Here is a 26,902-nt window from a genome sequence, read left to right as displayed (position 1 = left end):
AATATATCTTTTGTCTTTTGTCAGAAGAAATACATGAAGTACACAAAATTACTGTTTTCTATTGTCTTTACCTTCCTGACGCTGACAGTTTTCGGGCAACAGCCGCTTAAGCGTGATCCGCAGGCGCCAAAACAACAGCCAGCAAAGCAGCAACCGGTAAGGCAACAGCAAACTCCTGCACGTCAGCAACCTGCTAATCAGCAGCAAAATGGTAAGGTAGAACTGATCGGGGCTGATAACCTTGTCGGAACCCTGATAAACGGGCAACGTGTAGATAAACTGATCGGGAATGTACGCTTTAAGCAACGCGAAACATATCTGTACGCCGACTCTGTGTACCAGTATGGCGGAAATACGCAGGTGCTGGAAGCCTTTAGTAATGTGCGCATTGTACAGGGGGATACCCTGACTATAACCGGCGACCATGCGACTTATGACGGTACCAAACGTACTGCCCGCATGACCGGCAATGTGGTGATGCAGGACCCGCGCATGAACCTCACCACGCCAAGCCTGGATTATAACCTTAACAACAAAACGGCTGTCTATACCGAAGGTGGTATTATCATAGACCCGGAGAACCGACTGGAAAGCCGGCGTGGAACTTACAATACCAACACCAAAGAGTTTACCTTTCAGCAGAACGTTAAAGTTACTACCGCAGACTATAATATCACGGCTGAGAACATGCGCTATAACACCCATAGTAAAATCGTGTACTTCCTGGGGCCAACGGTGATTAAAGGGCAGAAGGGTGATTTGTATGCTGAAGAAGGAAGCTATAACACCCTGACCAAGGTCTCTAACTTTGGTAAAAATGCTTACATCCTGACGCCTGAGTACAGATTAGGAGGCGATGAACTATACTATGACCAAAATACAGGATATGGTGTAGCCCGGAAAAATGTCTCGCTCAGGTCGCTGAAAGATGATGTTACAATACGGGGGCAGGTAGGCCGCTACTGGCGCGACCGCGGCGTGGCGAAAGTTTCGGGCAGCCCGGTGATGGAGAGCATCATGAAAAACGATACTTTATACCTGTCTGCTGATTCGCTGATATCCAGAGAAGCAAAGGGGCCTGGTACAAAAAGTATGCTGTTTGCTTACAACAATGTAAAGATATTTAAGAACGACCTGCAGGGCAAATGCGACTCGCTGAGCTTTAACCGTACCGACTCGGTGATGCATATGAACGTGAAGCCGGTGCTCTGGAGCGAAAACAACCAGCTGGTTTCAGATACCATTCATATTTACCTCCGCAACAAGACCATCGATCGCATGTACATGTACAGCAATGCGTTTATGGCCTCCGAAGACACCCTGAAGAACTATAACCAGGTGAAAGGGCGCAATATGGTAGCGTATTTTACAGACGGCGACCTGAAGCGCGTTAATGTGAACGGGAACGGGGAGAGTATTTATTTTGCGCTGGAAGGTGATACCACACTCACCGGTATGAACAAAGCCATCTGTAGTGACATGGTATTAAAGTTTGCAGAAAATAAACTGGACAGAATCTCGTTTCTCGTAAATCCGGATGCCAGCTTCATACCACCGCATGAGCTGACTGATACAGAAAAACAACTGGAAGGCTTTACCTGGTACCAGGAATTACGGCCAACCAAGCCGCAGATTTTTGCTCCAAGGGCAGCTGTAGCGCCAAAACCGGCAGCAAAAAGTAAATCTAAAACTAAAAAGCAGACAAAAGCGCAGCAAAAAAAACGCGAAAAGCCTGCTAAAAAGTAAGCCAGCCCCAGGCAGGGGTGAGGTTTGGAAAAACTATAGCCGACCTGACGCAGGTTTATTTAAGTTGGCCCGATTCATAGTTGTAAATCATATGGATATTGTATAATTTTGCCCGTTCATGAAGAAAAGACTTTCCCATATCGTTGTGCTTTTGGCCCTGTTGCTTACGGCTGCCAGCTGTAGCAATTATCAAAAGCTCCTGAAAAGCAACGATGTACAGCAAAAGTATGCCGCCGCTGTAAAATATTACGAAAAAGGCGATTACTACCGCGCAAGTGAGTTGCTGGATGCTGTTGCACCTTTACTGACAGGTACTGAACAGGCTGAAGATGCCCTTTTTTACCAGGCAAGCTCCAACTTTGAGTTAGGCAACTACCTGCTTAGCGAAACGTATTTCCGTAACTTCTATACCACGTACCCGCGTAGCCCGAAAGCTGAAAAGGCAATGTTTATGCAGGTAAAGTCGTCGTATAACCAGTCGCCGGACTATGAGCAGGACCAGGCGAGCACGTTAATAGCGATGGAGTCAGTTCAGGAATTTATGATCCGTTACCCGGAGAGTGAATACACCGAAGAGGCAAATAAGATACTGGAAAACCTGAGCATTAAATTAGATAGGAAAGCATTCGACAGCGCGAAACTATACTATAAGATCCGCTATTATAAAGCAGCTGTAGTGGCACTTGACAACTTCATTAAAGAATATCCGTCTTCGCCTTACGCTGAAGAAGCCGCTTACATGAAGATAGAGTCGCAGTACGAGTATGCAAAGGAGAGCGTACCGTCAAAGCAGGAAGAACGTTACTACGAAGTAGTAGATTTTTACCAGACCTTTGCAGACCAGTATCCTGAAAGTGAGTTTATGCGTAGTGCCAATCAGTTTTACGACAACACACTGGCAGAACTCGAAAGAATCAAATCAGAAAAATCAACTCAAGCAAATTCTTAAGTAACTATACATATGGCATCAGTTCCATCATCAATCGTAACACGCAACATGGCCGACTTTGCAGAGCAGACCGGTAACGTATACATGTCTGTGTCAGTTATCTCTAAAAGAGCTAACCAGATATCTGTGAAGCTGAAAGAGGAATTGAATTCTAAGCTTGCCGAGTTTGCTACAACTGTAGATAACCTGGAAGAAGTGTTCGAGAACCGTGAGCAGATCGAGATATCTAAATATTATGAGCGTATGCCAAAGCCAACCAGCCTTGCTATTGAGGAGTTTCTGGAAGGTAAAGTGTACCTGCGTAACCCGGAAGAAGACGAAGCTACAGAAGAAACGCTGTAATAGCGGCCCATGCTCCGGCATAAGAAAATCATACTGGGAGTTTGCGGAAGTATTGCTGCGTATAAAGCAGCTTTGCTGGTCCGCCAACTCGTAAAAGCAGAAGCAGAAGTACAGGTTATCCTGACCACTTCTGCTTCTGAGTTTATAACCCCGCTCACACTGGCCACACTTTCTAAACGGCCCGTGCTTACCCATTTTGTAAAAGAAGAAGGCGGCCTCTGGAACAACCACGTGGAACTTGGCCTTTGGGCCGATGCTATAGTTGTAGCCCCGGCCAGTGCCAACACCGTTGCCAAATTTGCCAACGGCTTCTGCGATAACCTGCTTTCAGCCACTTATTTATCAGCACGTTGCCCTGTTTTTGTGGCGCCGGCCATGGACCTGGATATGTACCAGCACCCGGCTGTGCAGAGCAATTTTACGAAGCTGCGCGGCTACGGCAACTATATTATAGAAGCTGGCTACGGCGAACTGGCGAGCGGACTAATAGGGCAGGGCCGACTGGCAGAACCCGAAGAAATAATGGAGGTACTTCAGAACTTTTTTGCCCGTGAAGGAAAGATCGTTTAAAGGCAAAACCGTACTGCTTACTGCAGGCCCAACCTACGAAGCCATTGACCCGGTACGGTTTATCGGGAATCACTCAACTGGCAAAATGGGTTTTGCGATTGCGGAGGAATTTGCGGGAAAGGGTGCTGATGTAATCTTAGTATCGGGCCCGACCAACCAGAAAACAACTACCCCAACTATAAAAGTATTACCGGTAACAAGTGCTGATGAAATGTATGCAGCCGTGCTGGCCCATGCTGATGCAGCAGATATTTTAGTTTATGCTGCCGCCGTAGCAGACTATAAGCCAAAGGTAGTTGCAGATAAAAAAATAAAGAAAGCAGGCAACGAACTCACGATAGAGCTTGTTAAGAACGTTGATATAGCGGCGACCGTAGGCAAACAGAAAAAGCCGGGGCAATTCTCAGTAGGGTTTGCTTTGGAAACGGATAACGAAAGTGCCAACGCTGCGGAAAAGCTAAAGAAAAAGAACCTGGATATGATCGTGCTGAATTCGCTGCGTGATGAAGGCGCCGGTTTTAAACACGATACCAATAAAATTACTATTATAGAACCTGGCAAAACCACTGCTTTTGAATTAAAGCAAAAGACTGAAGTGGCACAGGATCTCGTAAACCTTGTTTGGGAAAGACTACATGGCTAAGAAACTACTTTTGCTGGTGATGCTAACGATAGCTACGCTTGGCGCGAAGGCCCAGGAATTGCTATGCGATGTAGTCGTGAACAGCGACCAGATACAGTCGACGGACAAGCAGCTGTTTACCGAAATGCAGACCCGCATCGAAGAGCTGATGAATACGCAGCGCTGGGGCAACCAATCCTACGGAGCTGAAGAACGCATTAAGTGTCGTCTGCTTATCAACCTGACCGAGATGCCACAAATTGGTATTTTCAGGGCAAATGTGCAGGTAGTATCAGTAAGGCCGGCGTATGGTACAGGTTACGAATCCACGCTGTTCACTTTTATAGATAAGGACTGGATGTTTGAGTACAACAATGCCCAGTTGCTGCAATACGCCGATAACAACTATAGTTCTAACCTGACCTCGATGCTGGCTTTTTATGCCTACCTGATCATCGGGATGGATAACGACAGCTTTGGTAAAATGGGTGGCGGTCAGGCCTTTGATAAAGCCAGAAGTGTGGTAAACCTGGCGGCATCGCAAGGCGCTAACTACCCGGGCTGGAAAGCCTTCGATAGCAACCGTAACCGCTACTGGCTGGTTGATAACCTGCAGGATCCGCAATTCGCAGGTTTCCGGGAGGGTATCTATAAAATGCACCGACAGGGATTGGATATGATGGCCGAGAACCCGGAGAAGGCGCGCAAAACAGTGCTCGAAGTGCTGCAGGAGGTAAGTAAGCTGAATAAGCAGAAACCGGGCGCTGCTATAGTTCGTTCGTTCTTCGAGGCCAAGTCTGATGAATTGCTGAATATGTTTAAAATGGCTGCTCCGGCTGATAAACAGGCAGCTTATACTTTACTTACCGAAACAGACCCCACCAACCGCTCCAAGTACGACCAATTACTCAAGCGCTAACTTTTCAACTTGTTCTAAATCTCGGATAAACCACGTATCTTCACGGAGGCGATAAACTATAGTTTCGCCAACTTACTTACATGGGCAAACGCCAGATTCGTATTTCCGGAACCAAGCTTGACCAACATACTTTAGAGCTGTTGGAACGACCGGCAGTGCAAGTAGTGTTGCGCAGCAGGGTAGTACTGGCTGGTAAGGTTTTACAGATTTCTCCTGAAAACATTACCGTGCTGGATATGCGCAGAAGCAAACATGTATTGCCCACAGATCAGATTCAAGAAATTATTTACGACTTAGAAGCGGCCTTTTAGTGTATGCTGATTGACCTTAAAATAAAAAATTACGCCTTAATTGAGCAGCTGGAAATGCATCCGTCTCCGGTGCTGAACATTATTACCGGTGAGACCGGTGCAGGTAAATCTATCATGCTGGGAGCCATTGGCTTGCTGCTGGGTAACCGTGCCGATACCAAACTGCTTTTTAACCAGGAACAGAAATGTGTAATAGAAGGCGTTTTTGATATCTCGCAGTACAACCTGCAGGAAGTTTTTTCTGCCGAAGACCTGGATTTTGACAATACCTGCATCCTGCGCCGCGAGATAAGCCCAAGTGGTAAGAGCCGAGCCTTTGTGAACGACACACCTGTTACCTTGGATGTGATCCGTAAAATCGGGGAAAACCTGATGGACGTGCACTCGCAGCACGATACGTTGCAGTTAGGAGACACCAGCTATCAGCTGAACATCCTGGATATTTATGCAGGCAATACCTCGCTGGATATTTATGCCGGCAACCTATCGTACCTGAAGGCTTATAGCGAAACCTACCGAGGCTATAAAAAGCTGGAGTCAGAGTACAAAAAGCTGGAGGACCAGTTGGCCCAGTCGCAGAAAGAGCTCGATTACAATACCTTTTTGCTGAATGAATTTGATGAGGCGAAACTGGAAGCAGACGAGCAGGAAACTCTGGAAGAAGAACTGAAGCAACTGGAAAATGCCGAAGATATTAAACTGAAACTGACGCAGGCTGTGCAAAGCCTCACAGAATCTGACTTTAATATTACCTCTGCGTTAAAAGATACAGCTTATTTAATTGGTCAGCTTTCGCAGTTCTCGTCTAAATATGATGAGCTGCGTACCCGCGCCGAAAGTGCCCTGATTGAGCTAAACGATATTGCCGGTGAGCTGGAAGATGCTGAGCGCAGAACCGAAGCTGATCCTCAGCGCACCCTGGAAGTACAGGAGCGCCTGAACATGATCTATACTTTGCAGCGCAAGCACCAGGTGCAAACTATAGCCGAGTTGTTGGCTATTCAGGATGAGCTGGCAAACAAAGTTGGGAATGTGCTGAACCTGGATAACGCCATTGCCAAAACCAAAAAGGAAATGGACGCTGCGTACCAGGATGTTCTGAAAAAAGCGAAAGAGTTATCTGACAGAAGACAGTCATCCTTTGCCAAGTTTGAGCAGGAACTTCACAATCTGGTAGCTGACCTGGGCATGCCGAATGCGCGCATTGTTATTCAGCACAAAGAAGCACAACCTACCGCCACGGGTACCGATGAGATCAGTATTCTGTTCAGTGCCAACAAAGGCGCCCAGCCGCAAACGCTGGTAAAAGCTGCCTCAGGTGGTGAATTCTCCAGGTTAATGCTGAGCGTGAAATATATGCTGGCCGATAAAACGGCGTTGCCAACTATAGTTTTCGATGAGATCGATACAGGTATATCAGGTGAAGTGGCCGTAAAAGTTGGTCGTATGATGCAGCAAATGGCGCAGAAACACCAAATTATCGCTATTTCGCACTTGCCGCAAATTGCCGCGCAAGGCGATTACCATTACTTTGTTTACAAAGAGGACCGCGAAGACAGAACGATAAGCCGCATTAAGCAACTGAACGAAGAAGAGCGTGTGAACGAGATCGCCCACATGATAGCCGGTGCAAACCCGAGCGCCAATGCATATCAAAGTGCAAAGGAGTTGCTTTCACTGTAATAAGATATTACTATATTGCCACGTAATTCCTGCTACTGCTTATTTTAGCGGGGATTCTGAAAAAGGAACAATATTAACTTGATAAAGAAATGTCATATAATCTTTTAAAAGGAAAAAGAGGAATCATATTCGGTGCACTGGATGAAAAATCTATCGCATGGAAAGTAGCAATGCGTGCGCATGAAGAAGGAGCGGAGTTTGTATTAACGAACGCACCTATTGCAATGCGTATGGGCGAGATCAATAAATTGGCGGAACACTGCAACGCGCAGATCATTCCGGCTGATGCTACTTCGGTAGAGGACCTGGAGAACCTGTTTACACAGGCACAGGAAATTCTGGGTGGCAAGATCGACTTTGTATTGCACTCAATTGGTATGAGCCCGAACATCCGTAAAGGTAAGTCTTATGGCGACCTGAACTACGAGTGGTTCCTGAAAACGCTGGACATTTCGGCTATCTCTTTCCACAAAGTAATGCACGTAGCTGAAAAGCAGGATGCCATGAGCGAGTGGGGTTCTATAGTTGCCCTGTCATACATTGCAGCGCAGCGTGTATTCCCTGATTATACCGACATGTCGCATGCCAAGGCAGTGCTGGAATCTATTGCCCGTAACTATGGCTACCGTTTAGGCCGTGCCAAAAAAGTACGTGTAAACACGGTGTCGCAGTCACCGACTAAAACTACAGCCGGTACTGGTGTAGGTGGTTTCGATGCGTTCTTCGAGTATGCTGATAAAATGTCGCCGCTTGGTAACGCCCCGGCTGATGCCTGCGCTGACTATTGCGTTACGCTGTTCTCTGACCTAACCCGTTACGTTACCATGCAGAACCTGATGCACGACGGTGGCTTCTCTACGATGGGTATCTCAGAAGATATCGTGGAGATGATCTCTAAGTAATTTGAAAATCTGGAGTGTGAAGGTTAGCAAATGATCTTTGCACCCTGAAATATAAAAATGCCCGGCTATAGTTTAGCCGGGCATTTTTGTTTTATAGTTGTTCTTAGATACCGCAAGTTTAGCGTTAGCGTAACTTGTGGTTTTGCTTAGAGCCAGTTTGTAACTGGCGTTCTGCGTGACCAGAAAAGTATAGTGGAGTAGATTTATAGTTACAGCAATAGCTGAGATTATAGTTTCATAGTAGCAGTTTGTCGTCCTCAGCCCCTCTCAAAAGAGGACTTTGATTTATAGTTGGAATCTGGATCTATAGTTCTATAGTTGGGGTCATAGTTGTCCTTGCTTTTCCAAAGCAAAACCAGTTACAAACTAGCTGCCATATTTGACCACCAGTTAGCGCTGCGCTCAAATTGGCGGCAGAATAATATCGAAAAAAGCCGCTGCTAAACTATAGCAGCGGCTTTTTTGTATTCTATAGTTGTCCGGAGCAACCTCACATTCCCAAATCTCTACTGCTTCAAATCAAGCATCCTCGCGGTGCACAGCACTGATATCGAAGGCTGGAATGCAGACAGACCAGTATTCGGTTTCTTCGTCGTACGGGTTAGCGTAACGGATGCGGGTACCTGCTTTTATAAGGATCGTTTCTCCGGCTTTTACTTCTACTTCCTCACCATCTATCTCAATAAGTTTCCGGCCGCGGGTAACTATAGTTATCTCGTCAAAATCCGGGGTTTGGTGCGGTTCGCTCCAGTGCGGTGGTGCAATCATGTGGGCAACACTAAAGGCATCGGTGCGGGTAGAGGCGTGCCCGAAGTGTTCTTCTATAAGTTTGCCATCAGTGGTAGGCACCCGGAACGGTTTGGTCTGCTTGATGTATTTTTTCTCGCTCATCTTTCAGCTGCTATAGTTTGACCTAGTTCTGGGTTGGGCATTCGCCTTTTGTGTAAGATATAACGCCGGCGTTGTTGGCAACGCAGGCATTGCCGTACGTTTTGTTGTCGCAGCCGCAAACAGGGTCGTACTGCATGGTGCAGATGCCATCGGGGTTAATTTTTGTGGGGTCGATACAGGCGGTTTGTTCTTCGGTGGTTTTGCATGCGAAAAAGGCGCCCAGGCAGAATATAGCGAGTGTTGCTACAGATTTTTTCATAGTACTAAGGTTTAAGAGTAAGTATTTATCGGGTTCAGTAACGCTGGTGTTTATACTTAAGCTAACTAACAAGTAAGGTTGCCGTATGTAAACTGAAGCGCGAAATTACAACTAATTGTAGGAGTATACGCCATTAAATTCAAGTAGGAGTTGGCTGGCTCGTCCGGCACCTTCACATATACTTAAAACCTCACAAAAATAAAAAATGGATAAGAACGGAAAGATCCTTTTAGCGACACTATCAGGTATTGGTGCGGGCATTGTTGCAGGTATTCTGCTAGCCCCGGACAACGGACAAACAACACGCGACAGCGTTAAGCGCAGCCTTACAAAAGCTGGCGAAGACATGGAAAGAACCATGAAAAACTGGATGAGCAAACTGGAGAAATCCGGCACAACTGGTGCAGGCAGCAGTCTGGTTATGCACGGCACCTGGGACGATGTAAAAGGACAGTTAAAGCAGAATTATGCTGAGCTTACCGAAGAGGATCTGACCTATGCGGAGGGCAAAGAAGATGAACTGTTTGGCCGCCTTCAGATCAAGTTAGGTAAAACGAAAGAAGACATCGTTAGCATGATTGATAACATCCGTAACAGTTTAAAATAGTCGTTTAAGCATAACTGCATAAGATTTTTGTGCCTTTATTAGAATTATAAGTATATTCTATACTAAAGATATAACTAAATACTATATTTAGACGTTATCAAGGCACGAACAATTAATAGTTAAAAACTATATTAATCTTAAATAAAAATACGACTATGAAGGACAATAGCGGTAAAATAATATTAGCACTTCTGGCTGGTGCCAGCGCTGGTGTTATTGCTGGTTTAATGATGGCCCCAGACACTGGTGAAGTTACAAGAACAAGTGTTAAGAAATGGGCTTCTAAAATGAGCAAAGACTTGGAGAAAAATCTTCAGACTGGGCTGGATGAGATCAAGAACATGAGCGCCGGTGCTATGGATAAATTTGGTGAAATGAAGTCTGGTATGTCAGGATCTGGCTCTACTACTTCAGGTTCTCAGAAATCCGGCACAACTGGTGGCAACAGCTCAACCGGTGGTTCTGCTACTGGCGGAAATGCTTAATACATCTAACTCTGTGCACCGGTAAAGATTGTTGCTGGAGCTTACCAGCTCGCTGAGGTAACCGCATTTAGTGTTGCACACTTATAAAGCGCCTGCTCTATCCGGAGCGGGCGCTTTGTTTTTATGCGTTTCTAACTTTAGGGTAAAGGGCTACGTTTATACTAATTAAGCAGCACGATGCGTTTACTCATTTTAACACAACTTTAAACCCCATAACTATGAAAACAACCCTGGAATGCAGAAGCCTTGGAGAAAATAAAACCAACTATACAAATGCCAATGTGCGGCAGATGAGACAATCTGATGTAACATCAACTGCAAATACCGGAAGTCATACATCCCGTACTCCTTATAATGATGATTGGGGACATGAAGGCCAAGGGCTTGGCGGAAGGTCAACTGAAACCAGTAGAACCGGTAAATCTGTTTCTCATACCTCGAAGCGTAAAGGAGTTTCCGGTGGTCAGGTAGTGGCAGGTGTACTTGCCGGTGCAAGTGTTGGCGTTTTAGCGGGCATCCTGCTTGCTCCCGAAAAAGGAAAAGACCTCCGTAAGCAGGTTCGGAATTCAGCTACTACATTAAGTAATAAAGTAAGCAAGAGCTTTAGAAGTACAAAAGGAAAAGTTACATCCTGGACGAGTAAGAGTAAGAGCCACACAAGCAGCGATTATAATAATTTAACCAGCCAGAGTAGCTCAGAAGTTAATACCATGTACAATGATCCTGCTTTAGGACCAACAGGTGGTACTAACATGCAACGCTGCTTATAAGTAAAACCTAACTTCATAAAAAAGTCCCTGCTATAGTTTAGCAGGGACTTTTTGTTTTATAGTTCAACTATAGCTACTCGTCTTTTTTCTCCGGCTTCATCTGCGGGAAGAACAGCACATCCTGAATAGAGTTAGAGTTGGTCATGATCATAGAAAGGCGATCTATACCTACTCCTAAACCGGCAGTTGGCGGCATACCATACTCCAGTGCACGCAGGAAATCTTCGTCAAGGGCCATCGCCTCTACGTCACCGCGTTTTGCCAGTTCCAGTTGCTCCTCAAAGCGGGCGCGCTGGTCTACAGGGTCGTTCAGTTCAGAGAAGGCGTTGCAAATTTCTTTACCGTTACAGATCGCCTCGAAACGCTCTACCAGACCTGGCTTGCTGCGGTGCTTCTTAGCCAGCGGGCTCATTTCTACAGGGTAATCTGTGATAAAGGTCGGCTGTATTAAATAAGGCTCTGCAGTTTCACCGAATATCTCATCAATGATCTTGGCTTTACCCATCGTTGGATCTACATGGATACCAAGTTGCTGAGCAGCCTGGCGTAGTTCCGGCTCTTCCATGTTCGAGATATCGATCTTGGTGAAGTGCTCGATGGCTTCGTACATCGTGTAGCGCTTCCAAGGGCGGGCAAAGTTGATCAGGTTCTCACCCACCTGAACTTCAGTTTTACCGTGCAGGGCAAGGGCAACTTTCTCTACCATTTCCTCTACCAGCTCCATCATCCAGTTATAGTCTTTGTAGGTAACGTAAAGCTCCATTACCGTAAACTCCGGGTTATGGAAACGGCTCATGCCTTCGTTACGGAAGTCTTTTGCAAACTCGAATACTCCATCAAAACCACCAACTATAAGGCGCTTCAGGTATAGTTCGTTAGCAATACGCAGGTACAGAGTCATGTCCAGGGTATTGTGGTGCGTTTTAAACGGACGGGCCGCCGCGCCACCATGGATAGGCTGCAGAATTGGCGTTTCTACTTCCAGGTAACCTTTCTCTGACAGGAAGTTACGCATGGTACTTACCAGTTGCGTACGCTTCTTAAATGTCTCACGCACATGCGGGTTAACGATAAGGTCCACATAGCGCTGGCGGTAGCGCAGTTCAGGATCGCTGAAGGCATCGTACACGTGCTCTACACCGTTCTCATCTACTTCGCGCTTAACTATAGGCAATGGGCGCAGCGATTTGGTAAGCACAGTAAGCTCAGTCACATGCACCGAAATCTCACCCACCTGCGTTATAAAAGCATAGCCTTTCACGCCGATAAAGTCACCGATGTCCAGCATTTTCTTGAACACGGTGTTATACATCTCTTTGTCTTCGCCTGGTGCAATGTCATCTCTCGATACATAGATCTGGATACGACCGGTGCTGTCCATTAGCTCAGCAAAAGAAGCTTTACCCATAATGCGGCGGCTCATCAGTCGGCCGGCCAGCGTTACTTCCTGGTAATTGTTCTTTTCCTTGTCAAAGTTCTCCTTTATCTCTTTGGCTGTTGCCGTAACGTCAAATGTTTCAGATGGATATGGGTTGATGCCCATTTTCTCCAGCTCTTCGCGCTCATGGCGGCGGCGCAGTTCCTGTTCGCTTAGTTGCATGCGATTCTATACTAAAATTGATGTCTAAAAATCAAGCTGCAAAATTGCTAAATAATCGGCAGCTTTAAAAAGTTAATTGCTGATAGTTAATTGTTAAATAGCTGGATGGTTAGCTATAAAACTATAGTTGCCAACTATAGCATTACAGCAAAGTCCCCTTGGAAGGGGGTAGGGGATGACCAACTATAACTTTAGAACTATAGCCTAAACTATAGCAATTGAAGCAATAGTCCCTTTGAGGGGACTATAGGGGTGTTGAAACACTAACTATAGAACTATAGCCTCAACTATAGCAGTAACCTAAAAGCTTCCTGCCTTAGACAAGGAGGGGTAAAGGGGTGGTTGGACCACCGAAACTATAAAACTTTTCCTCCAACTATAGCAATGTTTTCATCCTGTACATCCATTAATTCTGTAAATCCTGATTCAGACAATTCTTGTCCCTGCCGTGCCAGTTGAGTTGAAAACTCAACGCCATACAAAACCACAAGTTGAAAACTTGCGGTAGAATAGGCTGACTATAGGGCTAAAAAGCCAAACTATAGCTAAGGCAGAAAAACCCTTCTCGGGAGGGGTAGGGGTGGGTTACTCTTGCCAACCCAACTTACCCACTGGACAAAAAAAACTCCTGCAAGTATAAACCTGCAGGAGTTCCGGGGAATATAAGTAAAATGGAAAAGCTTATGCTGCTGCTCCGAGTTGGTAATCTTCGTCGGGGCGGAGTAGTGGGTTTATAGTTTGCTGCAACCTGGCTGCCACAAAAGATTCCTGCAGATGCTTTGGTAATTCCTTAACAAAGGCTTCGTACTGTTCAATACCCAGAGCCTGTGCAATATACGCTTCGTGTATACCATTCAGGTAGCTCACAATTTCCAACAGCGACTCATGGAATAACTTGAAATCGATCTCAGCCTGCACAAAACGCTCAATCTCACGGTGAGAGCTGGAAATACGCAATCTTGCCATCAGATCGAACAAGGTAGTGTACCCAATACGCCAGGTTAGCTGCTGCCAATGCTGTGGCCCAAATTTCTGCAATATCTCACCTGTCTTTCCACTTCGGATAGCTGTATTAGTATTACCCTGCACGAACTGACGAACAGCCTTCGCTTTCATGCGGCGGGTAGTGCGCAGAAACTGCCCGATCTGTGCCTGTGCCTCCAGCTCTTTGCCTGCAATCTGCAAGCCCGGCTTATAATGCGCCAGCGGCAAACGGTGCACATTAAAATCGTCGAAATGACCGGACGCATAAAAGCTGATGGCATGCGGATAAGCGTTTTTAACTACCAGGCGTCCCGCCTCGCGCAATACAAGTGCATCGCTGTTGGTATTAATACCACACGTACGCATAAAAGCCTGCAGCCCGGCAAACACGGTGTAGTACGCCTGCGGGAAAGTCCAGTGCAGGGCATTGCGCATATAAGCTTCATCGCCAAGCTCAGCAGTAGCGCGCAAGGCATACTCTGTACTCCAGCTATTAAGCAACAGCCGTTTTATAGCTTCAGTATCTTTTTCAGTAAGTTCTGGTTTAGCTTCTTTAAAAAACGAGAGCTGATCCAGGCCGTTACCTGCTGTGTTTTTTATATGGTAATTTATTGCAAAAAAGTAATTCAGAAACACTTGCGCAGGGATGGATTTTTGCCACTCCTGAACGTCGGGTTGCTGCTCTCCGGCATATAAGGCTACCACGTTTTCTTCTTCTTTCTCTTTCATGTATACTCAACATTTCAGAGCCTGTATCAGTTGCAAAAAGTGCAGGTTTTTGGTGCTAAATAATGAAATTAAAACACTGTCAATCAATGAGTTATATGATTGTTAAAATTATTTTTGATGAATGTGTAAATGCCTGAATTTGAGCTTGTAAGCAACTATAAAAACTGCATGATAGTATTAGGGAAGGAGCAAGACAAACTATAAATTATGGAGCTTTCCTACATCCTGAACGAACTTGGCGAAGACCGCGAACTATACTTTAATGCTGTAGCGCCGCCCATTATTCAAACCAGCAATTTTGCCTGCAAAACGGTGGCTGAAATGCGCGAAATGCTGAAGAATGAATCGGATGTATACTTCTACACGCGGGGCAATAACCCAACCATAACCATACTCGAAAAAAAGATGGCAGCGCTGGAAGGGGCAGAGCATGCCATTGCTTTTGGCAGTGGCATTGCGGCAGTATCGGCAGCGGTACTCTCGCAGGTTAAGGCCGGCGACCATGTGGTTTGTGTTAAAAAGCCTTACTCTTGGACCAATACCCTAATGAAGTCTTTTCTGCCACGCTTTGGTGTTGAAGTAACCATGGTGGACGGAACGGATGCCAGCAACTATAAGAATGCGCTGAAGCCAAATACTACACTGCTGTACCTTGAAAGTCCTAACTCGTTTACCTTTGAACTGCAGGATATTGAAGCTATAGTTGCCATTGCCCGTGCTCATAACTGCAGTACCATTATAGATAACAGCTTTGCAACACCGCTTTACCAGAACCCCCTGGCCATGGGCGTAGATTTAGTGGTACATTCCTGCACAAAATACATAGGTGGTCATTCTGATGTGATGGGTGGCATAATTTGCGGGAAGTACGAGACGATAAATAAAATATTTGTGCAGGAGTATATGACGCTGGGTGCCGTACTCGATCCGCACGCAGCCTGGCTGCTGATACGTGGTCTGCGTACCCTACCGGTACGTATGGACCGTATAGCTGCCTCTACCCGAAAAGTAGTGGAGTACCTGAGCCAACATCCTAAGGTAGAACAGATACTTTCGCCATTCATAGAAAATAACCCGCAGTACGAGCTTGCGCAAAAGCAGATGCGCAGCAACACAGGCCAGTTTACTATTACCCTTAAAACTGACGACATCGCCAAAATAGATTTGTTCTGCGACAGCCTGAAACATTTTTTAATGGCGGCTTCATGGGGAGGGCACGAGTCGCTGATTTACCCGGTCGCCGCATCTTATAACACTGGCAACTATAAGTCGAGCCTGCCTTTTAACATGATTCGTTTCTTTATCGGTCTTGAAGACCCGGATTACCTCATTAAAGACCTGGAGCAGGCACTACGTAAAGTATAAGTAAAGGTGAAACTATAGGAGTTTGTAAATATTCTGTTTTTGCAATTTTTTGATTATTCGTGTACTTTATTAATGAATTTACATATTCATATAATAATGTTATATATCCATAACATATAGTAACTGCTTAATTATTAGATTTGTGTTATGCGGCAGCTCCACACAGATCTAAGCTCTTGTAAAGGCTCTTTTTATGGGTCCTGGCTGCGTGCCCCTCAACAAGTAATCAATCAACCTATACAAACTTTATTATGAGTAAACATTTACAAAAGCTATTCGCTCTTGTGCTGGTATGCTGTGCCTTTTTGGGCAGTAGTACGGCTTGGGGGCAGGTAAGTATCCAAAAGGGAAGTACAATTTCTCAAGAGTTCAACACTATTGGTAATGTAGCTGCTGCTGCACTGCCTGCGAACTGGAAAGCCTCTAAAAGTGTGAACTTGAGAGAAGTTACTCCCTACTCAAGTGCTGCTACGGCAACAGAACGTGCAGACGGTACAAATATGGCCAACAACGCTGGTAATGGTATCTACAACTTCGGCGCATCAAGCTCATCCGAGGACAGAGCAATAGGTTTTCTATCTTCAAGTACTGCTACAAAAAGCGGGAATTTGTATGCTCACTTCGTTAATTCAGGTTCACAGACCATAAATACCATAGAAGTTTCCTACGATGTTGAGAAATATAGAAAAGGTACAAGAACTGAAGGATTTTCTATTGAACTATATTATTCATATGATGGAACAACTTGGACTTCCGCAGGCGCTGATTTCAAAGTTAGTTTCGCGGGGGATGCTGATAATAATGGTTACGCAGTAGCACCAGGGGTAACCCAAAGTGTTACAGAGAAGAAATTAGATGTTAATATACCGGTTACTGGTAACCTATATTTTGCTTGGAATTATTCGGCGACATCTGGTACGGGCTCTTCAAACGCTCAGGCACTTTCTATAGATAACATTAAGCTTGTTTTTGAACCAGCTGGCCCAACCACACGAACCCTTAAAACAGACGTAACAACTTTAAACCTAGGTGAGCAATCAGTAAACACAACTTTCCAAGGGTCTTACTTACTATCTGCCAAGAATATTGCAGAAGGTGAGAATGTAACTGTTACAGCTGATGCTCCTTTCACAATCTCAAAATCAGAAACTGACGGTTATACAAACACACTCACTTTCTCAGGTGCTGACCTTGCTGTGGATACACGTATTTATGTGCGTGTAAAGCCTGCAACTTTAGGTGAAGTAACAGGAAACATAACACATTCAGCTAAAGATGCTACGGATGTAATTGTTGCTCTTAAGGCTACCGTTGCAAGCCCTTTTGCTCAGAATTTTGATAACTGCGGAACTACACTACCTGGTGGCTGGACTTCTCAGAGCGTAACAGGTGATCAGGTTTGGGGATGTACTACCTTCGGAAGAACCGGTAATGCTGTTCAGCTTAATGGTTATGCTAACAACAAGTCTAACAACAACGAAGACTGGCTTATTTCTTCAGCCCTTGACTTAACAGGCTTAAACATCCCGGTACTTTCTTTCTGGACTATCTCTGCATTTAATGGTCCTGCTTTAAAAGTAATGGTTTCTACAAACTATGATGGTACAAGTGCACCTTCCACAGCAACCTGGAAAGAACTAAATGTTTCTTTACCTGCTGTTGGATCTGAAGTTTGGACACAGTCTGAATTCCTGCTTGACCAATACAAACAAGCTTCAGTACACATCGCTTTTGTTTATACTTCTATAGAGGAAGCAAATGGTGCTTCCCGCTGGACGTTAGATGATTTCTCTGTAACAGATGAGCCACGCAAATTTATTGCAGATAATGCCTCATTTGATTTTGGTGCATTCGCCGAAGGAGTTTACACGGCTGAAAAGTATGTTACTTTTAAGGCTTTAGGCTTTACTGAAGACATTGTTATTGCCAGTAACCTTGTTGACTTTGAGGTTTCTAAAGACAATGTGAATTTTGCTCAGTCTGTAACTTACACAGCAGCAGAGGCAGCAGCGGGAGAACTTTTCATACGTTTCTTCCCTAAATCTACTGCCCTGCGTTTCGAAGGTACAATTAAAGCTACTACAGCTAGCGGATTTGAAGCGGTACTAGGCACTGTAACTGGAAGTTCAGTACTTAAGAGCTTAACTCTTGATATCGTTACCTGGAACATGGAATGGTTTGGTGCTGATAAAGATGAAAGAGGCGCTGAACTTGGGCCAGCTGATGAAGCAGTACAATATGCCAATGCTAAAAAAGTTTTCACAGACCTGAATGCTGATATTCTTGCCCTGCAGGAAGTTTCAAATGACACAGAGATCCAGCGTCTGGCAACTGAGTTAGGTTACAACTTTGTTGTTTCAGATGCTTACTCCTACTCATGGGATGCAACCAGAAACCTGGTGCCACAAAAACTATACTTCCTGTACAAGCCGGAAGTAGCAAAAGTTAAAAGCCAGAAAGTACTGCTTAACAAGTTTTACGAAGATGTGAGAAACGGACAGTATGCTGAGGTATTTACAAACTATCCGGAAGGTGGTGCTAAGTTCTGGGCAAGTGGTCGTCTGCCATTTATGGTTGAGTTCGAGACAACTATAAATAACGTAAAGCAGAGCATCAACCTGGTTAACCTGCACACAAGAGCGAACAGCGGAACAGATGTAAGCAAACACACTCAGCGTAAGTTCGATGTAGAAATGCTAAAAGACTCACTGGATGCGCATTATACTGGTAAAAACATCATGATCCTTGGTGACTATAATGATGATGTAGATGTATCTGTAGTTAATAATCTGCCATCTACTTTTGAAGCATTTGTGACCGATGCCAACTATAAAGCCCTGACACTTGAGTTAAGCAAGACGGGCGCCTACACATATGAGGCAGGTTCATTCAAGAGCTTCCTGGATCATATCACTGTATCGTCTACACTGTCTGATGACTATATTGATGGTTCGATTTCAATCGAAAACCAGTTCCTGAATAGCATTAGTAACTTCAGAAACACAACTTCTGACCACATGCCTGTTTCGGCTCGCTTCAACTTATCAGCTACACCAACGGTAGCTTTCACAGAAGCTATTGCTACAAAGGCTGAAGGATCAGAGAAGTACAATGTGAATTTAACGCTATCAGCTCCACAGGCTACTGAGCAAACAGTAACTGTAAGTGTGGCAAATGGTGCAACAGCATCTTCAGCAGACTATACTGTAACTGGTGCCACAAATGGTGTAGTTACAGTAACTGTTCCTGCCAACGCTACTACAGCGGCCTTTGAGTTAGAGATAACGGATGATAACCTGGTTGAAACAAATGAGCAGGTAACTTTCCAGATCACTGACAAGAGTGCAAACCTTGCTTTAGGTGCGACTAGTACTTATACAGTAACCATCACAGACAACGATAAATCTGTAGTTTCTTTTGCTGCTGCTACCAAAGAGGTAAATGAGAACGCAGGTAAAACTGAGGTTACTTTAAACCTTGATCAGGCACCAGTTGCAGAGCAGCAAATCACTGTGTCTGTTACAAATGGTACAGGTATAGTTTATGGAACTACTAAAGATTACACTACAACACCAGAAGTTGCTGATGGTAAGCTTGTACTAACAGTTCCTGCCGGTGCTACTACTGTTAAGTTCGATGTTACAGTAAACGATGATACTGAAATCGAAAAAGCAGAACAGGTTGAATTTGAAATCACGAATGTGAGCAACGGGTTTGTAATTGGTGAAGCGAAAACTTACGCATTAACAATTACCGATAACGACAAACCTACTGTTACTTTTGCTGCAGCTGCTAAGGAAGTAAGTGAAAACGCTGGTGTAACTGAAGTTACGCTGACTGTTGATCAGGCACCTATTGCTGATCAGCAAATTACAGTTGCAGTGACTAACGGAACAGGTGTTACTTATGGCGCTACAGCTGACTACGCGACTGCCCCTGCAACAGCTGATGGCAATATTGTTTTAACAGTACCGGCTGGTGCTACCTCTGTTAAGTTCGATGTTTCTGTAAATGATGATTCTGAAGTAGAAGCTAATGAGCAGATAACTTTCAAGATCACAGACGCTAATGCAAATGTTATAGTTGGTGAAGCAAACACTTATGTGTTAACCATCACTGACAACGACAAGTCTACCGTTACTTTTGCCGTTGCGACGAAAGAAGTAAAAGAGGATGCCGGTACTACAGAAGTAACCCTGTCGCTTGATAAAGCACCGGTAGTAGCGCAGCAGATTACAATTGCAGTTACCAATGGAACTGGGGTAACGTATGGCACAACAGGTGATTATATAACATCTCCGGAGGTTGCTAACGGTAACCTGGTAGTAACTGTACCAGCAGGTGCTACGTCTGTTAAGTTTAATGTTACAGTGAACGATGATACTGACACTGAAGGTGCTGAGCAGGTTTCATTCAACATTGCTTCAGTAAGCAATGGCCTGGCGATCGGAACTGCTAAAACCTACACATTCACTATTGAGGCCAACGACACACCAACTGGTATTGCCGATGGTACAAAAGGTCAGTTTAGTGTATATCCAACTATAGTTAACGGTGGTAATGTAAGGCTGCTGCTGCCAGAGCGTGTAGCGTCAACTGCTAAAGTTACGATGGTTGTTTACTCAACTGAAGGTAGAAAAGTAATGAACGTTACTGGTACTCAGTCTGAAGTTCAGACAAAACTGAATAACCAGGTTTCTAACTTATCTTCTGGTATCTACATGATCCTTATCGAAACTGGAAAAGAATTCTTCCAGACGAAGATGGTGAAGAAATAAGGTTTAAAACTCCTTGCTTAAGCGGCCTGCCGGTATTTCCGGCAGGCCGCTTTGTTTTATGGCATTACTGAATTTGACTAAGGGATTATAATGCTGGACATTGTTAGAAATGCTAAGCTATAGTACTGTAGTTGGTGTGATCCAACCACCACCAGCCCCTCCTTGTCGAAGGCGGGGAATTTTCTTTTTTACTTCCTTCTCACTTTGTCATCCTGAAAGGATCTTGGTAGAAGGGAGGTTGGACCTTTGCTATAGTTAGTGGCACAATTCTATAGTTGAAGTTTTAACCCACTCCTGCCCCTCCCGCGAGGGGAATTTCTGCTATTGCTATAGCTAGAAGTATTGTTGTATAGTTACTGCCTTAACACCCCTATAGTCCCCTCGAGGGGACTATTGCTGTTACTGCTATAGTTCTATAGTTACAGCTTTACCCCTTCCCAACCTTCCCCTAAAAACAGGGGAAGGAGCTTGGCTATAGTTACACACCGCGAGTAGGACAGGTTTACCTGTCCCTTCGAAACTATAGCCACGGTAAAAGTCGAAGCTTACCTGTTCAAACTATAAAAGGACTAGAGCTATAAGAAACTTTTCAGTCTTTGGGTTGAGCGCCTTGTAGATTTGTGGTGCTGAAAGCATTGCGACGCAGGAGCAAAGCAAATGTACACCGCGCGATGCCCGAAGACGAGGCCTCCCGGCCGTGAGGGCACCAATGCTAATTTGAAACGATAGGTATGTAGAGCTCCCAGGATCAGAAGGAATTTGAAGGGATAGCTTGGTTCAGGTTGTGGAGGATCAAACTATAGAACTGTAGCTGCTCGAACTTAAGTCGAGATAGATTTCTCCTTACGTCGAAATGACAATAGAGAAGTAACTATAGTAAACTCAGATTTCTTAACATCATTCAGAATGACAAACAAGACGTAAAAACAAAAAGAGCCGGCTAATGCTAACCGGCTCTTTTGTTTAACAAATTCAGTTTTCTATGACTTCATATCCTTCGTGATGATCTCAACAGCTTCTTCCAGGTAAATATCCTGCTTCAGGCTCTTTAAGAACTCCTTGTTACGGGCAACTTTAGCAGTGTCGGTGCCAAGTGCTTTCAGGTCTTCTGCTAACCTGTTCACAGTAAGCAGAGGTACTTGTTTCTGAGCTGCTTCGTAGCGTTTTGCTTCGGCTTCAGCACGTTTTTCTTCCTCCATGTACTTAGTAAGTGCTAATGAACGAACAGTATTGTCAGACTGCTTTTTAAGGCGTTCTGCACTTTCTTCGATCAGTTTGAAGCTTTCATTTTTGCTAATGCGCTCCTTGCTGTTACTTTTTACTGAACTCAGGCTTACTTTAGAGTTAGTCCATGGCTTGTAGTTTGCCGGCTTAATTTCATCGAACGGAAGCGGGTAATCCTGCTCTTTCTCTCCGAATTCCAGGTAAGCATATACATCTGGCAGAATAACGTCAGGGGTAACACCACGTAGCTGTGTAGTACCACCATTTACACGGTAGAACTTCTGGGTTGTAAGCTTAAGGGCACCAAACGGTTTGTAAGCATCAAACTGTGCTGGTAAGGCCTGGTCTAGTTCAAAAAACTGTTGCACAGTGCCTTTACCATACGTTGGGCTACCAACAATTACGGCACGCTTATAGTCCTGCATAGCAGCTGCCAGAATCTCGGAGGCAGATGCGCTGTTAGCATTCACCAGTATAACCAGCGGACCTGCATACTGCACCTGTGGATCACGGTCATCCAGAACTATAGATTTGCCACGCGCATCTTTAACCTGAACGATAGGGCCCTGCGGAATAAACAGACCTGCCATTTCTACAGCATCGCTAAGCGAACCACCACCGTTGTTACGTAAATCAAGCACAAGGCCCTGCATACCGGCGGCTTTCAGTTTTTCTACTTCACGTTTTACATCTTCGCCGCTGTTAGGGCCGCCTTTGTTTTCAAAGTCAGCATAAAAACCAGGTAGCTTAATGTAACCTATCTTGTCTTTGCCATCAATCATGGCCGACTGGGCATACGTTTCTTCAAATACGATCACATCGCGGATGATCGGGATAATTTTGGTAGAACCATTCGGTTTTTTTACGGTAAGGCGGACTTCTGTACCTTTTTTACCGCGAATCAGCTGAATGGCATCATCCAGGCGCATGCCTTCTACAATTACCGGTTCTTTATCGCCTTGCGCTACTTTTTGTATCGCATCGCCGGGTTTCAAATCGCCTTGCAGATACGATGGGCTACCCGGTACAATTTCAGCTACTTTTATCTGACCATCTTTCTCCTGTAGCGATGCACCTATGCCCTCTAACCGGCCGGTAAACTCTATATCGAAATCAGATTTGGCTTTAGGAGGGAAGTAACCTGTATGCGGATCGTAAACATTAGCAATAGCGTTGATATACGTTGCGCGGCGATCATCCAGAGTTACACGGTTAAGACGTGTATACAGGTCATTATACAGATCCAAAATCTTTTTGCGGGCTTCTGTCTCCATCTGCTCCATAGTTTTGGTCTCTTTTTTCTCACCTTTCTGTGATGCTTTTTCCTGCTCTTTCTGCATGTCTGCCAGGCGCACCAGCGTCTGATACTTCAGTTGCTTGCGCCATGCTTCTTTCAGTTCGTTCTTATCTTTAGCGTAGGCCAGCTTCTCACCGTCAAGTTCTATTGTTTCGTCTTTGGTAAAATCGAAAGGCTTGGCAAGAATCTCTTTATAGTAAGCCTGCGATTCTTTCGTACGCTGATCAATCAGGTTAGCAGAAAGGTTAAAGAATTCGTAACTGCCCTGGCGTAACTGGTCATCTATAGCGGTTTCGTATTTGCGAAGCTTGGCTACATCAGAGCTTAGTAAGAACTTCTTGTTATAGTCAAGACGCTCGAGGTATAGTTTAAATGCTTTTTTAGAAAAGTCATCATCTACCTTTTCGGGTTGGAAGTGGCCGGTATTAAGGCCCTGCATCAGTACTTTTAACAGTATCTCTTCTTTACCCTCTGGTGTTGAGTTGGAGCGGTAAAAAATAAATGATGCCGTCAGCAGTATAACTGCAAATACCGATAACATTATTTTTAGTCTGGTTGTCAAGGATAGCATTTAGTTAAGTTAGTTGTACTTCAAAATCTATACAAAAGTAGTGCCGCAACTTATAGTGTCAGGTTGGAGCCTACGGAATGTAATGTACTATAAAAAGTTATCTTTTCACAAATGAGTTCCTGCCTGTACGTAAAGTTGGTGTAGTTTATCAGGTAACATACGTAGCTCGCAGATGTTTCTTATAACTGAATCCTCTTTTTTTTCGTTTTGAATGAAATAATCAATATGAAAGCTATGAAAAACATGAATGAAAGAACCTCGGAAGTTATAAATGAGCTGACGCAGTTTGTAAACGATAGAATTGAAGGATACAAAACTGCAGCAAAAGAAACCCGGGACCCAGCGCACAAGGCATACTATAATGAACTGGTTGGCCAGAGTCAGCAGTTCTCGAACGAGCTGAACAGTACGCTGAGCCGTGTAGGCGGCGACATGCAGCACGATACAACTATAAAAGGTAAACTTTACAGAGGCTGGATGGATGTGAAATCGGGCATTACCGGTAAAGACGAAAAAGCCATCATCGACTCGAATTTATATGGGGAAGAATGGGCACAAAAAGCCTATAACGATGCGCTTGAACACAAAGCAGAGTTGCCGCAGGAAGTAGTACAGATGGTGGAAAAACAAAAGCAGGCAAGCTTAACTACCTGCGAGCACCTGAAGCAGATGAAAACCAAAGCAGATTAATTTACAAACTATACCTTAAACAGCGAAGGGTTGCCGGTTCGGTAGCCCTTTGCTGTTTTTAAAGTACAATACTATAACTATAGCAAAGGCGACGCATGAAGAATATCCTGTTTTTTGGAGATAGTTTAACTGCCGGTTATGGTTTACCAGCCTCGCAGGCCTACCCAAACCTGATAAAAGAGAAACTAAAAGAAGAGAACTATACAGATTACAACGTTATTAATGCCGGGCTAAGCGGCGACACAACAGCCAGCGGTGTGCACCGGCTGGACAGATGGCTGAACCAGGATGTAGCCATTTTTGTACTGGCACTAGGAGCAAACGACGGGTTACGTGGCATACCTACCCGCGAGACAACTATAAACCTGCAGGAAATGCTGGATAAAGCCAAGCGCACCTGGCCCGATGTAAAAATCATACTGTCAGGAATGGAGATACCGGCTATAGTGCCGGGGCGCTATGCAGCTGAGTTCAGGGCCTTGTTCCGGGAACTGGCTATTAAAAATAATGTGTCTTTTGTGCCTTTTTTACTGGAAGGAGTGGCCGGTATGCGGCATTTAAACCTGCCGGATGGCGTACACCCTAATGGGGAAGGGCAGAAGCTACTGGCAAAACATACCTGGGCCGTCCTGAAAGATCTCCTTTAAATTATTCAACTAAAGTGTTAGGTTCGGTTCTTTAACGCTAATTGTAGTCTAAGTGCTTCCTCGTACTGTGCTCTGAGTTCTTTCTCCGAGGTACGTGCCCAGATTCCGAAAGCGGTAGCGTCGGCTTGCGTAACGTCCTTCAGCACATCTTCATATTCCTTTATAGTTTCTTTCTGTGCATCGGTTACTTTTTCCCAGTAAGCTTTGTCAAAATCAACTTTTTGTTTCTCGTTTAAGTTAGTGAGGTACTTTTGCTGATCATCCTGCAGGGTAGTATCCAGGGGTACGTTGTAAGTTTGCGCCAGTTCCTGTAGTTCGGTCTGCTTGGTGGCAGTTAGTTGCTGCATTTGCTGGGCGTATTGCTTTACCTCATCAGTCGTCGCTTTCTGAGCAGCCAGTTTACTCATTTCCTGCTGCAGTTTGGTGTGCCTGGCTATAGTTTGCAGTAGCTCCTTTTTATTATCGGTTAAGGTAGAGTCTGAGGCTGTAGTTTCTCCTTGGCCGTCAGAGCCTGCTTCTGCGATTTCTGTTTCTTCTGTTTTCTTGTCAGGTGTGCAGGATACTAAAGTAGTGGCGGCCATTAAGAAGGCGGCGGTAAAAATGCGTTTCATAGTTTATGCGTTAGGTAAAATATAGTGTTTACCTAAGTGCATACGAAACTATAGCAAATTGTTTACTAAGGTGTTATATCTGCTGCGCCAGTATGTTCTGAAGCGAAGCCATGGAAAGCGGTTTCTCAATAAAACCGATCACAGAACTAAAATGCTTTACACGTTCCTTATGCGACGGGTCGTTTGAGGTGCTGAACATGGAAATGGCTGTGTTGTAGAGGTTGTTGTAGCCCAGCATGTGGTAGCGCTCCAGAAAATCGAACCCATCAAGTTCCGGCATGTTAATATCCAATAGTATCAGGTCGGGGAAAGTAGCGTCCGGGTTACCGTTCATGCTTCGTAATAATTCCAGCGCCTCTATAGTGCTCTGGCACACCGAAACCATATTGCAAACATTAGCATCTTCCAGAATGATCTGTGAGAACAGGTTATTGATCTGATCGTCATCTATTATAAGAATATGCTCGAGTTTATACATAGGTATCAGGGCCAAAAGGAAAAGGGAGTATTAATCTGGAATTGCAATATAAAGCAGAAATCTATAACAGCCAAGTTAAGTTTTGTGGTAATCTGATAAAAAATTTACGAATTGAAGTGGGTAGTGCTTTTTAAAATAAAGGATAACCAACTATGTTCTAACTATAAAACTCCAGTTTTAGTATAAAACAAAAACGCCCGGCACAGGCCGGGCGTTTTCAATTACCAGTTATATGACTAACTGTTAATAATATATGTGCTCACCACGATGCTTCTGGAAATGCTCCTCAAAATAGCGGGCATCTTCTGAGCTGTGGGGTTTAAAGCCAAGCACAATATTACCTTCTTTTATACCAGTTTCGTAAACTTTAGCGCGTTCTTCAGGTATACCTGCGCCAACTAAAGCACCTAAAAGGCCACCTGTTAAACCACCAGCTCCAGCACCAGCCAGACCAGCAGCTAACGGACCAGCCACCACCAGGCCTAAGCCCGGAATAGCTACTGACGTACCGATGGCAGCAATTGCTCCAACGATAGCACCAAGCGTACCACCTATGGCAGAACCTGCGCCAGCACCTTCCAGAGATTTATTACCTAACTCCGTAGTATGGTCTGAGTCTTCGCCTCTGAAGTGTTTCTTTCTGGCGTCATCAGACATTACCACGTTAATATCATCTTTATCATAACCACGTGCGCGTAATTCGTTAAATGCACGTTCTGCACTGTCTCTGTCACGGAACATGGCTGTCATCATGCCCGTGTTTTCTGTTCTGTTCATCATAGCTTTATTAGTTTTTTATTCAGTTTTATATTGCAGCATCAGGTAAAAATTCCTTTTTGCTGTGGATTATAATAACGGGTTAAGTCTTTTTT

The 26,902-nt window shown here is 44.7% G+C and carries 24 protein-coding genes; 16 read left to right on the top strand and 8 right to left on the bottom strand.

What is annotated here, in order from left to right; all coding sequences use genetic code 11:
* The first annotated feature begins 33 nt into the window (after window positions 1–33).
* The 9 genes from KYK27_RS01675 to KYK27_RS01640 all read left to right on the top strand — a co-directional run bounded on the left by KYK27_RS01675 (window position 34) and on the right by KYK27_RS01640 (window position 8,044).
* Complete coding sequence (locus KYK27_RS01675; protein WP_199108330.1) at window positions 34–1,746, top strand: OstA-like protein; 1,713 nt, start codon at window positions 34–36, stop codon at window positions 1,744–1,746.
* Between the two features lie 118 nt (window positions 1,747–1,864).
* Window positions 1,865–2,695, top strand: coding sequence for an outer membrane protein assembly factor BamD (locus KYK27_RS01670; protein ID WP_199108329.1), 831 nt, complete (start codon window positions 1,865–1,867; stop codon window positions 2,693–2,695).
* A gap of 12 nt (window positions 2,696–2,707) precedes the next feature.
* Window positions 2,708–3,037 carry a DNA-directed RNA polymerase subunit omega gene (locus KYK27_RS01665; RefSeq protein WP_162427439.1) on the top strand — a complete coding sequence of 110 codons (330 nt, stop codon included), beginning with the start codon at window positions 2,708–2,710 and terminating at the stop codon, window positions 3,035–3,037.
* Between the two features lie 9 nt (window positions 3,038–3,046).
* Window positions 3,047–3,607 carry a flavoprotein gene (locus KYK27_RS18490; RefSeq protein ID WP_317195876.1) on the top strand — a complete coding sequence of 187 codons (561 nt, stop codon included), beginning with the start codon at window positions 3,047–3,049 and terminating at the stop codon, window positions 3,605–3,607.
* Complete coding sequence (gene coaBC / locus KYK27_RS18485) at window positions 3,588–4,250, top strand: bifunctional phosphopantothenoylcysteine decarboxylase/phosphopantothenate--cysteine ligase CoaBC (protein ID WP_317195875.1); 663 nt, start codon at window positions 3,588–3,590, stop codon at window positions 4,248–4,250. Before KYK27_RS18490 ends, coaBC begins: the two co-directional genes overlap by 20 nt.
* Window positions 4,243–5,148 carry a DUF4835 family protein gene (locus KYK27_RS01655; protein WP_199108328.1) on the top strand — a complete coding sequence of 302 codons (906 nt, stop codon included), beginning with the start codon at window positions 4,243–4,245 and terminating at the stop codon, window positions 5,146–5,148. Before coaBC ends, KYK27_RS01655 begins: the two co-directional genes overlap by 8 nt.
* Window positions 5,149–5,228: 80 nt before the next feature.
* Complete coding sequence (locus KYK27_RS01650) at window positions 5,229–5,459, top strand: hypothetical protein (protein WP_199108327.1); 231 nt, start codon at window positions 5,229–5,231, stop codon at window positions 5,457–5,459.
* 3 nt (window positions 5,460–5,462) lie between these two features.
* Complete coding sequence (gene recN, locus KYK27_RS01645) at window positions 5,463–7,142, top strand: DNA repair protein RecN (RefSeq protein WP_199108326.1); 1,680 nt, start codon at window positions 5,463–5,465, stop codon at window positions 7,140–7,142.
* 89 nt (window positions 7,143–7,231) lie between these two features.
* A complete protein-coding gene (locus KYK27_RS01640) occupies window positions 7,232–8,044 on the top strand; it encodes an enoyl-ACP reductase (protein WP_162427435.1) in 813 nt (270 codons plus the stop codon).
* Window positions 8,045–8,563: 519 nt separating this feature from the next.
* Here the strand turns inward: KYK27_RS01640 and KYK27_RS01635 are convergent.
* Both KYK27_RS01635 and KYK27_RS01630 read right to left on the bottom strand, forming a co-directional pair.
* Window positions 8,564–8,935: a cupin domain-containing protein gene (locus KYK27_RS01635; protein WP_199108325.1), complete on the bottom strand. Its 372-nt coding sequence runs from the start codon at window positions 8,933–8,935 to the stop codon at window positions 8,564–8,566.
* A 22-nt stretch (window positions 8,936–8,957) separates the two neighbouring features.
* On the bottom strand, window positions 8,958–9,194 hold the full coding sequence (locus tag KYK27_RS01630) for a kazal domain protein (RefSeq protein WP_199108324.1): 237 nt from the start codon (window positions 9,192–9,194) through the stop codon (window positions 8,958–8,960).
* Between the two features lie 205 nt (window positions 9,195–9,399).
* Between KYK27_RS01630 and KYK27_RS18480 the strand changes: the two genes are divergently transcribed.
* The 3 genes from KYK27_RS18480 to KYK27_RS01615 all read left to right on the top strand — a co-directional run bounded on the left by KYK27_RS18480 (window position 9,400) and on the right by KYK27_RS01615 (window position 11,056).
* Window positions 9,400–9,801, top strand: a complete 402-nt coding sequence (locus KYK27_RS18480) for a CsbD family protein (RefSeq protein ID WP_199108323.1) — start codon at window positions 9,400–9,402, stop codon at window positions 9,799–9,801.
* A gap of 155 nt (window positions 9,802–9,956) precedes the next feature.
* Window positions 9,957–10,286: a YtxH domain-containing protein gene (locus tag KYK27_RS01620; protein ID WP_162427431.1), complete on the top strand. Its 330-nt coding sequence runs from the start codon at window positions 9,957–9,959 to the stop codon at window positions 10,284–10,286.
* Between the two features lie 218 nt (window positions 10,287–10,504).
* Entirely contained in the window at window positions 10,505–11,056 is a 552-nt protein-coding gene (locus tag KYK27_RS01615; RefSeq protein ID WP_199108322.1) for a YtxH domain-containing protein, read from the top strand.
* A 73-nt stretch (window positions 11,057–11,129) separates the two neighbouring features.
* Here KYK27_RS01615 and lysS read toward each other — a convergent pair whose 3' ends face one another.
* Both lysS and KYK27_RS01605 read right to left on the bottom strand, forming a co-directional pair.
* Window positions 11,130–12,656, bottom strand: coding sequence for a lysine--tRNA ligase (gene lysS / locus KYK27_RS01610; RefSeq protein ID WP_199108321.1), 1,527 nt, complete (start codon window positions 12,654–12,656; stop codon window positions 11,130–11,132).
* A gap of 681 nt (window positions 12,657–13,337) precedes the next feature.
* Window positions 13,338–14,369, bottom strand: a complete 1,032-nt coding sequence (locus KYK27_RS01605; RefSeq protein WP_199108320.1) for a hypothetical protein — start codon at window positions 14,367–14,369, stop codon at window positions 13,338–13,340.
* A gap of 207 nt (window positions 14,370–14,576) precedes the next feature.
* Between KYK27_RS01605 and KYK27_RS01600 the strand changes: the two genes are divergently transcribed.
* Entirely contained in the window at window positions 14,577–15,734 is a 1,158-nt protein-coding gene (locus KYK27_RS01600; RefSeq protein WP_199108319.1) for an aminotransferase class I/II-fold pyridoxal phosphate-dependent enzyme, read from the top strand.
* Between the two features lie 431 nt (window positions 15,735–16,165).
* Window positions 16,166–20,512, top strand: a complete 4,347-nt coding sequence (locus KYK27_RS01595; RefSeq protein ID WP_199108318.1) for a choice-of-anchor J domain-containing protein — start codon at window positions 16,166–16,168, stop codon at window positions 20,510–20,512.
* A 980-nt stretch (window positions 20,513–21,492) separates the two neighbouring features.
* Here the strand turns inward: KYK27_RS01595 and KYK27_RS01590 are convergent.
* Window positions 21,493–23,574, bottom strand: coding sequence for a carboxy terminal-processing peptidase (locus tag KYK27_RS01590; protein WP_233150203.1), 2,082 nt, complete (start codon window positions 23,572–23,574; stop codon window positions 21,493–21,495).
* A gap of 273 nt (window positions 23,575–23,847) precedes the next feature.
* Here KYK27_RS01590 and KYK27_RS01585 point away from each other — a divergent pair, with 273 nt between their 5' ends.
* The gene (locus KYK27_RS01585) at window positions 23,848–24,294 is read left to right on the top strand and encodes a ferritin-like domain-containing protein (protein ID WP_219337342.1); all 447 of its coding nucleotides are present in this window, start codon (window positions 23,848–23,850) and stop codon (window positions 24,292–24,294) included.
* 95 nt (window positions 24,295–24,389) lie between these two features.
* Window positions 24,390–24,941 carry an arylesterase gene (locus KYK27_RS01580; RefSeq protein WP_199108315.1) on the top strand — a complete coding sequence of 184 codons (552 nt, stop codon included), beginning with the start codon at window positions 24,390–24,392 and terminating at the stop codon, window positions 24,939–24,941.
* Between the two features lie 17 nt (window positions 24,942–24,958).
* Here KYK27_RS01580 and KYK27_RS01575 read toward each other — a convergent pair whose 3' ends face one another.
* The 3 genes from KYK27_RS01575 to KYK27_RS01565 all read right to left on the bottom strand — a co-directional run bounded on the left by KYK27_RS01575 (window position 24,959) and on the right by KYK27_RS01565 (window position 26,807).
* Window positions 24,959–25,552 carry a DUF4142 domain-containing protein gene (locus KYK27_RS01575; protein ID WP_199108314.1) on the bottom strand — a complete coding sequence of 198 codons (594 nt, stop codon included), beginning with the start codon at window positions 25,550–25,552 and terminating at the stop codon, window positions 24,959–24,961.
* Between the two features lie 73 nt (window positions 25,553–25,625).
* On the bottom strand, window positions 25,626–26,030 hold the full coding sequence (locus tag KYK27_RS01570) for a response regulator (RefSeq protein WP_199108313.1): 405 nt from the start codon (window positions 26,028–26,030) through the stop codon (window positions 25,626–25,628).
* A 243-nt stretch (window positions 26,031–26,273) separates the two neighbouring features.
* Window positions 26,274–26,807 carry a general stress protein gene (locus KYK27_RS01565; protein ID WP_199109186.1) on the bottom strand — a complete coding sequence of 178 codons (534 nt, stop codon included), beginning with the start codon at window positions 26,805–26,807 and terminating at the stop codon, window positions 26,274–26,276.
* Between the last annotated feature and the right edge of the window lie 95 nt (window positions 26,808–26,902).

The organism is Pontibacter populi, assembly GCF_019336435.1.
In the GTDB taxonomy this organism is placed as follows: Bacteria; Bacteroidota; Bacteroidia; order Cytophagales; family Hymenobacteraceae; genus Pontibacter; species Pontibacter humidus.
This window is presented reverse-complemented; position numbering and strand designations above follow the sequence as displayed.

What these genes read in the sequence shown, in the direction of transcription:
- KYK27_RS01675 (WP_199108330.1), top strand. Translation starts at nt 34, where the DNA reads ATGAAGTACACAAAATTACTGTTTTCTATTGTCTTTACCTTCCTGACG.
- KYK27_RS01670 (WP_199108329.1), top strand. Translation starts at nt 1,865, where the DNA reads ATGAAGAAAAGACTTTCCCATATCGTTGTGCTTTTGGCCCTGTTGCTT.
- KYK27_RS01665 (WP_162427439.1), top strand. Translation starts at nt 2,708, where the DNA reads ATGGCATCAGTTCCATCATCAATCGTAACACGCAACATGGCCGACTTT.
- KYK27_RS18490 (WP_317195876.1), top strand. Translation starts at nt 3,047, where the DNA reads ATGCTCCGGCATAAGAAAATCATACTGGGAGTTTGCGGAAGTATTGCT.
- KYK27_RS01655 (WP_199108328.1), top strand. Translation starts at nt 4,243, where the DNA reads ATGGCTAAGAAACTACTTTTGCTGGTGATGCTAACGATAGCTACGCTT.
- KYK27_RS01650 (WP_199108327.1), top strand. Translation starts at nt 5,229, where the DNA reads ATGGGCAAACGCCAGATTCGTATTTCCGGAACCAAGCTTGACCAACAT.
- recN (WP_199108326.1), top strand. Translation starts at nt 5,463, where the DNA reads ATGCTGATTGACCTTAAAATAAAAAATTACGCCTTAATTGAGCAGCTG.
- KYK27_RS01640 (WP_162427435.1), top strand. Translation starts at nt 7,232, where the DNA reads ATGTCATATAATCTTTTAAAAGGAAAAAGAGGAATCATATTCGGTGCA.
- KYK27_RS01635 (WP_199108325.1), bottom strand. Translation starts at nt 8,935, where the DNA reads ATGAGCGAGAAAAAATACATCAAGCAGACCAAACCGTTCCGGGTGCCT.
- KYK27_RS01630 (WP_199108324.1), bottom strand. Translation starts at nt 9,194, where the DNA reads ATGAAAAAATCTGTAGCAACACTCGCTATATTCTGCCTGGGCGCCTTT.
- KYK27_RS18480 (WP_199108323.1), top strand. Translation starts at nt 9,400, where the DNA reads ATGGATAAGAACGGAAAGATCCTTTTAGCGACACTATCAGGTATTGGT.
- KYK27_RS01620 (WP_162427431.1), top strand. Translation starts at nt 9,957, where the DNA reads ATGAAGGACAATAGCGGTAAAATAATATTAGCACTTCTGGCTGGTGCC.
- KYK27_RS01615 (WP_199108322.1), top strand. Translation starts at nt 10,505, where the DNA reads ATGAAAACAACCCTGGAATGCAGAAGCCTTGGAGAAAATAAAACCAAC.
- lysS (WP_199108321.1), bottom strand. Translation starts at nt 12,656, where the DNA reads ATGCAACTAAGCGAACAGGAACTGCGCCGCCGCCATGAGCGCGAAGAG.
- KYK27_RS01605 (WP_199108320.1), bottom strand. Translation starts at nt 14,369, where the DNA reads ATGAAAGAGAAAGAAGAAGAAAACGTGGTAGCCTTATATGCCGGAGAG.
- KYK27_RS01600 (WP_199108319.1), top strand. Translation starts at nt 14,577, where the DNA reads ATGGAGCTTTCCTACATCCTGAACGAACTTGGCGAAGACCGCGAACTA.
- KYK27_RS01590 (WP_233150203.1), bottom strand. Translation starts at nt 23,574, where the DNA reads ATGTTATCGGTATTTGCAGTTATACTGCTGACGGCATCATTTATTTTT.
- KYK27_RS01585 (WP_219337342.1), top strand. Translation starts at nt 23,848, where the DNA reads ATGAATGAAAGAACCTCGGAAGTTATAAATGAGCTGACGCAGTTTGTA.
- KYK27_RS01580 (WP_199108315.1), top strand. Translation starts at nt 24,390, where the DNA reads ATGAAGAATATCCTGTTTTTTGGAGATAGTTTAACTGCCGGTTATGGT.
- KYK27_RS01575 (WP_199108314.1), bottom strand. Translation starts at nt 25,552, where the DNA reads ATGAAACGCATTTTTACCGCCGCCTTCTTAATGGCCGCCACTACTTTA.
- KYK27_RS01570 (WP_199108313.1), bottom strand. Translation starts at nt 26,030, where the DNA reads ATGTATAAACTCGAGCATATTCTTATAATAGATGACGATCAGATCAAT.
- KYK27_RS01565 (WP_199109186.1), bottom strand. Translation starts at nt 26,807, where the DNA reads ATGAACAGAACAGAAAACACGGGCATGATGACAGCCATGTTCCGTGAC.